Raw genomic sequence first — 8,079 nt, 5'->3', positions numbered from 1 at the left:
CGGTCGTAGAGCTGCTCAAACGCGCGCATGTCCCTGCGTCCAGCACGCTGGAGCAGTTCTTCATCGTTGAGTTCAGACTGGCTCATGGGGGATTTGAGCGCTCGTCGGAGAGCACAGGCTCCGAGGAGAGGATTCCATGCCAGAGCTTGTGCGTTCACACAAGTTTTTGCGACAGCGGAGGCGGTCTGGATTCAAAAAAAGTCGCTGGCAAGGAGCGGACGTTACTTTTCCACCCAGCGCCGAAGCCAGGGCAATGTGAGCACGATGGCGATGATGATGCCCGCGCCGAGGTAGAAGCCGCCGCTCATGAACTCGGCCTGACCGAAGACGATGGCGGCCAAAAGAATGCCGTAAACGGGCTCCATGTTGTAAACGACGTTCACGGTGAAGACGCTGACCCGCCGCAACACGTCCATGAAGCCGGCATACGCGGCCACGGTGCAGACGAGGGCGAGCACGACGACCCAGAGCGCTGAAGAGGCTTCTGGAAGCACGGGCAGGATGCCGTTTTCAAGAAAAGGCCGTGAAATGAGGGCGGCAATGAACGCACCGGTCATCTGATACACGCCAATGATGCTCCAGTGCGTGTCCCCCGCCACCTGCTGTTTGCTGAGGGTGGCAAAAAAGGCCGCCAGCACGGCGGCGGCGATGGCGACGGAAAATCCGAGCCAGTAACGAAACTCAAACTCGTAGATCAGCCACACGGCCCCGACCATGATCATGCCGACGACGAGTTCGGAGAGACGCCAGCGTCTTGAGCCGTCAATCAGCGGCTCGATCAGCGAGCACCAGAGCATGGCCGTGGGCATGGCCGCGAGGCAGACTGAGGCGGTGGAGAGGCGTGCCGACCAGAAGAACAAAATCCAGTGCAGCCCCAGAATGACACCAACGCCGAACATCGCCGCCCCGCACTGCGCTGAAATCTTGAGGCGGTGCCCCAGCAGCCATGCGATCAGCGCAAATCCCAGGGCGGCAAGCGAGGTGCGCCAGAGCACGACATCCACGGGGGGCAGCAGGATTAGCTTGCCCAAAATGGCGGTCAGGCCCCACGCCAGTACCACCAGGTGAAGCTGGAGATAGTCACGGGTGTCGGTGCGGGGCATGAGCGGGTGGTTCTTAAACCGCGCAGGCCTGGGAAGCCAAATGTTTGCATGAAATGAGGCGCGGAAGGGCGAGATGGCCTCAAAAAAAACAGACCGGGATGATCCCGAACTTACACCTTGACGTTGTGCGGCAGGGAAGCAGTAATGCGGCTTCAAATTTGTGCCGTGAATGGCACATCGTTCGTTCATCTCCCGCGTCCGCCTCATTATGACCCAAGGAAACTTTTCCCGCCCCCGATTTTGCCTGTTGGCTGTCGCTGTTCTCGCACTCGCGACCGCTCCCAATCCTCTTTTGCAGGCCCAGGTGGGAATTCCTGCGGCTCCAGCGGCCCGCAAGGTGGTGAAGGATGTTCAGATCACCTTCAAAGGGGCGGTGAAGCTGGATGAAAATCGCATTCGCAGCCAGATGTCCACGCGTGTCGGGCAGCCTTTCACGGACGAGGCGGTGGAGCGTGACATCCGTGCCCTTTACAGCACTGGCGTGGTGGAAAACCTCGACATCCGCGCCGTGGACGTTGCTGGCGGTGTGCGGGTGATCGTGGAGATCGTGGGTCGCGGGGGCATTGGCGAACTGGGTTTCTCTGGCAACACTGTGTTTGACAACGACCGTCTGGCCAAGGAGATCGAGGTAAAGGTGGGCGATCCTGTGGACGACGGCAAGCTGAGCGCCGCGCAGCAGAAAATCGTCGAAATGTATGAGAAGAAGGGGTATTCGGATGTGATTGTCAGCTACGACATCACCCCATCCACCCGCGAAGGCTTCTCCACAGTGGTTTTCAAAATGGACGAGGGCGCCCGTGGCATCATCCATGACATTCGTTTTGAAGGGAACACCGCTCTCAGCGCCCGCAAGCTGCGCACCAAGCTGAAATCTCGCGAGCATCATTTCTGGAACCTTTGGGGCAAGGCGGGCAAGCTCAACAGCCAGGACATGCGGGAAGACATCAAGATCATCGAGCAGGCCTTCCAGGACGAGGGTTATGTCTATGCGAAGGTGACCGAGGTGCGCCGGGAGCCGGTGTCTGCGAAGGAAATGGACCTTGTGTATGTGATCAATGAGGGAGCGAAGTATGATGTGGCGGGCGTGAGCATCGCAGGCAACACCGTCTTCACCCAGGAGGCGCTGAACCAGGGAATCAAAACCGAGGCCAATTTCCCTTATGTGGGCAGCTTTGTGCGGGCGGACGAGAAGATGATCCAGGATTATTACGGTTCCCGTGGCTATGCTGACGCCCGGGTGGAAACCAGCATTCTTGATGCCGGCCCAGGTTTGGTCACTGTCGCTTATAACATCACCGAGGGCACCAAGTCCTTCATCAGCAAGGTCAACATTTCCGGCAACAGCGTCACGAAGGACGAGGTGATTCGTCGTGAAATGCCCTTTTCCCCCGGTGAGGAGCTCAACACGGTGAAGATCGCCGCAGGCAAGAGCCGCCTCGAAAACCTGAACTACTTCAGCGCCGTTGACGTTCGCAACACACCCGCCTTGAACGAAGGCTACAAGGACGTGGACATCAATGTCGTCGAGCAGTCCACCGGCACTGTGAACTTCGGCGCGGGCTTCAGTTCCATCGACAGTTTGACCGCCTTCATCTCCGTCACGCAGACGAACTTCGACATCGGCGACTGGAAGGATTTCCGCGGAGGCGGCCAGCGGTTCAACGCCAACATCCGTGCCGGTAATCTCCGTCGTGACATGAGCGTGACCTGGACGGAGCCTTGGTTCCTGGGCCGCCCGCTCGCGCTGAGCGTCGATCTTTTCTACCGGAACATGTTCTTCATCTCGAACATGTTTGACCAGACTGAGGCCGGAGCCACCGTCAGTCTTCGAAAGCAGACGGGCGAGCACTCCTACATTGAGGGCGGGTTGACGCTTCAGCAGGTGGAGATTGACAACATCGACCCTGCCGCCACGGCCATCATTCGCCGGGAAGCTGGCTCTTACGCGCAGAGCAAGATCTTTCTTAGTTGGGTGCATGACACGCGCGACAATGTTTTCATCACACGCCGCGGTCACAAGTTTGAGGCCGGCGCCATGGCCTCTGCCATGGATGTCGAGGCTTATGGGGTGAATTTTGGCGGCCAGCAGTTCTTCAGCCTTTGGGGTGACACGATCCTGAGCTTCGAGGGCATGTTCCGCGCGGTGGAAGGCAGCAACATCCCGATCTTTGAGCGTCTGTTCCTCGGTGGTGCCAACAACCTGCGTGGCTTTGACTATCGCGAGGCCGGTCCCAAGGACACTGCTGGCGAGCCTTTGGGCGGCAAGACCTCCATCTATGGAACTGCGGAGTACACCGTTCCTGTCAACATCCTTGGTGCCCCGGCGGACAAGGCTCCGCGTGTGGCTTTCTTTGGAGACATCGGAACGATTAGTGGTGCTAGCGGCAGCTTCGTCGGCAACGGGGAGATTTATTCAGATGTCGGCATTGGCCTCCGTCTCTTCCTCCCTGTGGGTCCGATCCGCGTCGATTACGCCGTGCCTGTGACCAATGACCAGTTCTCCGGCTCCGGCCGCTTCCAGTTCAACATGGGCTACAAGTTCTAAGCCCTCGTGTCGGACATTTTGTTTGTCTGCTTCTTCAATCCCCTCCAAACTCCCGTTCTTATGATTCGCAGCGCGTTCATCGCCCTCTCCCTCGCAGCCACCGTCACCCTTCAGGCCGCCGATCTCAAAATCGGTGTGATCGACATGTCCAAGGTCTTCCAGGAGTTCCACAAGACCAAGTCCGCCGCTGAAAAATACAAAGGCAACTACGAGAAGGCCGCCCAGGAGATGCAGGAGCGTCAGACCGTTTACAAAAACCTCGCCACTGAGGCCCAGAAGCTCCAAAAAATCGCTCAGGATCCCATCATCACTCCCGAGCAGCGCAACAAGCATGCGGCCGAGCTGGGTGAGAAAGTGAAAGAAATCCGTTCCATGGAAATGGAGATGCAGGAGTTTGCCGAGCGTCGTCAGACCCAGCTCAAGCAGGAGGACATGCAGATCCGCAAAGGCCTTTACGAGGAGATCCTCGTCGTCGTGCGTGACAAATCGAAGGCGGACGGCTTCGACATCGTCTTCGATAAGACCGGCGTCAGCCTATCCACCATCCCGATCATTCTTCATGTCAAAGAAGGCTCTGCCACGGACATGACCGACCAGCTCATCGTTGAGCTCAATAAAAACGCCCCGCCTCCGGGTGCCGAGCCTGCCAAGGCTGCGGCGGGTGAGGCCAAGAAATAACCAAGTTTCTTGCTTTCAAAGTCTCCAGGCACGCCGCAGCTAATTGCGACGTGCCTTTTTTCTTTTTCACGTCATTCTCCAGTCTGTTTTTCATGAACAGCTCCATCAATCTACAGAAACTGGCCGGGCTCGTTGGCGGTGAGCTTGCCGTTGGCCCCGCCGATGGCGTCATCACCGGGATCAACTCCATCATGGACGCCGGGCCGGGAGATGCCACCTTCCTTGGCAATGTGCGCTACCTCCCCGCACTCAAAACCACCCGTGCCACCGTCGCTCTCGTGCCTGAGGATCTGGATGTGTCAGAGGTGCCGACAGAACTCGCCCTCATTCGCGTCAAAAACCCCACGCTCGCCTTTTCCAGCGTCATCCGCCTTTTTGGTCCGCCCTCGCGGGAGTTCGTTCCGGGAGTCCACGAGACCGCCACCGTCGCTATTGACGCCATCTTTGACCCGCAGAAAGTCAGTATCGGGCCGCATGCGGTGATTGAAGAAGGTGTGACGATAGGGGATGGCAGCACGATTCATGCGGGGGCCTCCATCGGGCGTGGGGTGAGCCTGGGAATGGACTGCGTGATTCACTCCAACGCCGTGATTAAAGAACGTTGTGTGCTTGGGAATCGCGTCATCCTGCACAGCGGTTCCGTCATCGGCAGCGACGGCTTCGGCTACGAGCTCGTACAGGGCCGCCACCAGAAGATCGACCAGGTCGGCATTGTGCAGATTGACGACGATGTCGAGATCGGCTCCTGCACCACCATTGACCGTGCGCGTTTTGGCCGCACCTGGATCGGCGAGGGCACCAAGATCGACAACCTCGTGCAAATCGGCCACAACTGCATCCTGGGGAAGCATTGCATCATTGTCTCGCAGACCGGCATCTCCGGCAGCACCCGCCTTGGCAACTACGTCACCATGGGCGGCCAGGTCGGCGTGGCCGGGCACCTCGAAATTGGCGACCAAGTCTTGTTCCTCGCCAAGTCAGGTGTCACCAAGAGCATTCACCAGCCCGGAGCCTACACTGGATTCCCGGCGCGCCCGCTCATGGAGGGTCGTAAGATGCTCAGCCTCCCGGCCAAGATTCCCGACCTGCTCGATCGCGTCCGAGAGCTGGAGAAAAAGATCGCCGCGCTCGAGCACAACGGCCACGAAGAGTGATCGTGATGCCACCACAGTCGTAATACAGCGTGGACGTTGCCAATCACCGGCATTCGTACTAGCTTCACCACCCCATGACCGCCGCCTCGCTCCTTCCTCTCCCCGTGATGCCAGACACCCACGGCCACTTCGGCCAGTATGGCGGCATGTTCGTGCCTGAAACGCTCATGGCGGCGCTCACCGAGCTGTCCGACCACTACGAGAAGGCCAAGGCCGATCCGACCTTCCAAAAAGAACTCGACCGTCTGCTGCACGAATATGTCGGACGCCCCACGCCGCTCTACTTTGCCGAACGCTGGACTGAAAAGATGGGCGGAGCCAAAGTCTATCTCAAGCGCGAGGATCTGCTGCACACCGGCGCGCACAAAATCAACAACGCCCTCGGCCAGATCCTGCTCGCCCAGCGTCTCGGCAAAAAGCGCATCATCGCCGAAACCGGTGCCGGCCAGCACGGCGTCGCCACGGCCACCGTGTGCGCGCGCTTTGGCGTCGAATGCGTCATCTACATGGGCAAGGTCGATATGGAGCGTCAGGCGCTCAATGTCGCCCGCATGCGCTTTCTCGGGGCCAAAGTTGTCGCTGTCACCGCCGGGCAGGCCACGCTCAAAGAGGCTGTGAACGAGGCCATGCGTGACTGGGTCACCAACGTGCGCACCACGCACTACATCCTCGGCTCTGCGCTCGGATCGCATCCTTTCCCGATGATGGTGCGTGATTTCCACCGCATCATCGGTGTTGAAGCGCGACGTCAGATTTTGGAACGCGAGGAACGCCTGCCTGACCTGCTCGTGGCCTGCGTCGGCGGCGGCAGCAACTCGATTGGTTTGTTCCATCCCTTCCTCAACGACAAAGACGTGCGCATGACCGGTGTCGAGGCCGGTGGGGACGGCATCATCCCCGAGCGTCATGCCGCCCGCTTCCAAGGCGGCCGTCTCGGTGTGCTGCAAGGCACCAAGACCTGGCTCCTCGCCAACGCCGACGGTCAGATCGAACTCACTCACAGCGTCAGCGCCGGTCTCGATTACGCCGCCATCGGCCCCGAGCACGCCTGGCTGCACGATCAGGGCCGTGTCACCTACAACTACGCCACGGACAGCGAGGCGCTGGCCGCCTTCCAGGAACTCAGCCAGGTCGAGGGCATCATCCCCGCCCTCGAAAGCTCCCATGCCATCGCCGAAGTGCAAAAAGTGGCCCCCACGATGCGCAAGGACCAGATTATCCTCGTCAATCTCTCCGGTCGTGGCGACAAAGACGTCGCCCAGGCCGCCCGCATGATTTTCGGTGAGGAATTGAAGTTCTAAGCCATGCCATGAAAGCGTGGAGCATCGCCATCTGCCTGGGTGCCTTTGCATGCAGCAGTGTGGCCTCTGCGGAACCCAAACGCGTTCATGTCTTCGTAGCGCTCGCTGACAATGCCAGCCAGGGCATCGCGCCTGTGCCTGCGGAGATCGGCAATGGCGACGATGCGGCCTCAAATCTCTATTGGGGCACCACCGATGGCCTCAAGTCCGTCTTAGGTCGCAGCAAGGCCTGGAAGCTCCAAAAAACGGAGGAGAATCCCATGCCTGAAATTCTTGAGCGTCGTTCGTATCGTCACACCTCGAAGGACTGCCTCCTCGTCGCCGAGGCATGGCGCGGCAAAAACATTCACCAATGCCTCGAGGCGTTCTTCTCGAATCTTCAAAACCGCAAAAGTGATCTGACCGCCTTCATCGGTCACAACGGCCTCATGGATGCACCGGTGGGAGTCACGGCGGTCAATCCATCAGCCCAACCGACAGACGCCATCATCCTCTGCTGCATCAGCTCACGCTATTTCAAACCGCATCTCGAAGCCTTGCAGACGCGTCCCGTTCTCACCACCGAGCAGCTCATGTATCCCGGAGCCTTCCTGCTGCGCGATGCTCTTGATGTTTGGTTGCGTGGTGGTTCCCGCCCTGAGATGCGCATGGCGGCCGCCAGGGCGTATGCGGCCAATCAAAAGATCTCCGTGAATGCCGCCGCCGGAGTGTTTTCCAAGCTGGAGTGATTCGCCCTCGCACAAGCGGCGGGCTTGCCTAGCCTGCGCTCATGCCAGCGCCACGAAACATCACCAAGCCCGAAGTCCTGCGCGGATTGGTGGACCGCGTGGTTTTTCACAATGAGGAGAACGGCTTCTGCATTCTCAAGGTCGTGCCTGCGGGCAGGCAGGACATGGTCAGCCTGATAGGCAAAGCTCCGCGTGTGGTCGCGGGTGCGGAATTCGAGGCGCGGGGCGTGTGGGAGCCGAACCGTGACTTCGGACCGCAGTTCAAGTCAGATGAGTTGAAGCTGCGCCGACCGGACTCACTAAGCGGAATCGAGCGCTATCTCGGCAGCGGTCTCATCAAAGGAATTGGGCCAGCGCATGCGAAGCGCATCGTGGAAAAGTTCGGACCCAAGGTCTTCGACATCATCGAGAACGAATCGAAGAAGCTCGAAGACGTCGAGGGCGTGGGAAAAAAGCGCCGCATCGAGATCCGCGAGTCGTGGATGAAGCAGAAGTCGATTCACGCCATCATGCTGTTCCTGCATCAGCACGGCATCAGCTCCTCGCGGGCGCTGCGCATCTACAAGACGT

At 59.3% G+C, this 8,079-nt stretch carries 7 protein-coding genes; 6 read left to right on the top strand and 1 reads right to left on the bottom strand.

Annotated elements, in window-relative coordinates; genetic code table 11:
- Positions 1 to 221: 221 nt before the first annotated feature.
- Positions 222 to 1,103, bottom strand: a complete 882-nt coding sequence (locus ACILSI_RS26250; RefSeq protein WP_395724893.1) for a DMT family transporter — start codon at positions 1,101 to 1,103, stop codon at positions 222 to 224.
- A gap of 247 nt (positions 1,104 to 1,350) precedes the next feature.
- On the opposite strand from ACILSI_RS26250, the gene bamA reads away from it, so the two are divergent.
- The 6 genes from bamA to ACILSI_RS26220 form a co-directional block, all read left to right on the top strand.
- Entirely contained in the window at positions 1,351 to 3,648 is a 2,298-nt protein-coding gene (gene bamA / locus ACILSI_RS26245; RefSeq protein WP_395724892.1) for an outer membrane protein assembly factor BamA, read from the top strand.
- 60 nt (positions 3,649 to 3,708) lie between these two features.
- The gene (locus ACILSI_RS26240) at positions 3,709 to 4,326 is read left to right on the top strand and encodes an OmpH family outer membrane protein (RefSeq protein ID WP_395724891.1); all 618 of its coding nucleotides are present in this window, start codon (positions 3,709 to 3,711) and stop codon (positions 4,324 to 4,326) included.
- A 92-nt stretch (positions 4,327 to 4,418) separates the two neighbouring features.
- Entirely contained in the window at positions 4,419 to 5,480 is a 1,062-nt protein-coding gene (lpxD, locus tag ACILSI_RS26235) for a UDP-3-O-(3-hydroxymyristoyl)glucosamine N-acyltransferase (RefSeq protein ID WP_395724890.1), read from the top strand.
- 74 nt (positions 5,481 to 5,554) lie between these two features.
- Positions 5,555 to 6,781 carry a tryptophan synthase subunit beta gene (gene trpB, locus ACILSI_RS26230; RefSeq protein ID WP_395724889.1) on the top strand — a complete coding sequence of 409 codons (1,227 nt, stop codon included), beginning with the start codon at positions 5,555 to 5,557 and terminating at the stop codon, positions 6,779 to 6,781.
- Positions 6,782 to 6,789: 8 nt separating this feature from the next.
- Positions 6,790 to 7,509 (top strand): hypothetical protein, encoded by a 720-nt coding sequence (locus ACILSI_RS26225; protein WP_395724888.1) that lies wholly within the window; start codon positions 6,790 to 6,792, stop codon positions 7,507 to 7,509.
- A gap of 41 nt (positions 7,510 to 7,550) precedes the next feature.
- The coding region (locus ACILSI_RS26220) for a helix-hairpin-helix domain-containing protein (protein WP_395724887.1) at positions 7,551 to 8,079 on the top strand (529 nt) is incomplete at its 3' end.

This window comes from Prosthecobacter sp. (assembly GCF_044232965.1).
GTDB lineage: Bacteria > Verrucomicrobiota > Verrucomicrobiia > Verrucomicrobiales > Verrucomicrobiaceae > Prosthecobacter.
The sequence above is the reverse complement of the archived record's forward strand: the minus strand, read 5'-3'. Positions and strand labels throughout refer to the sequence as shown.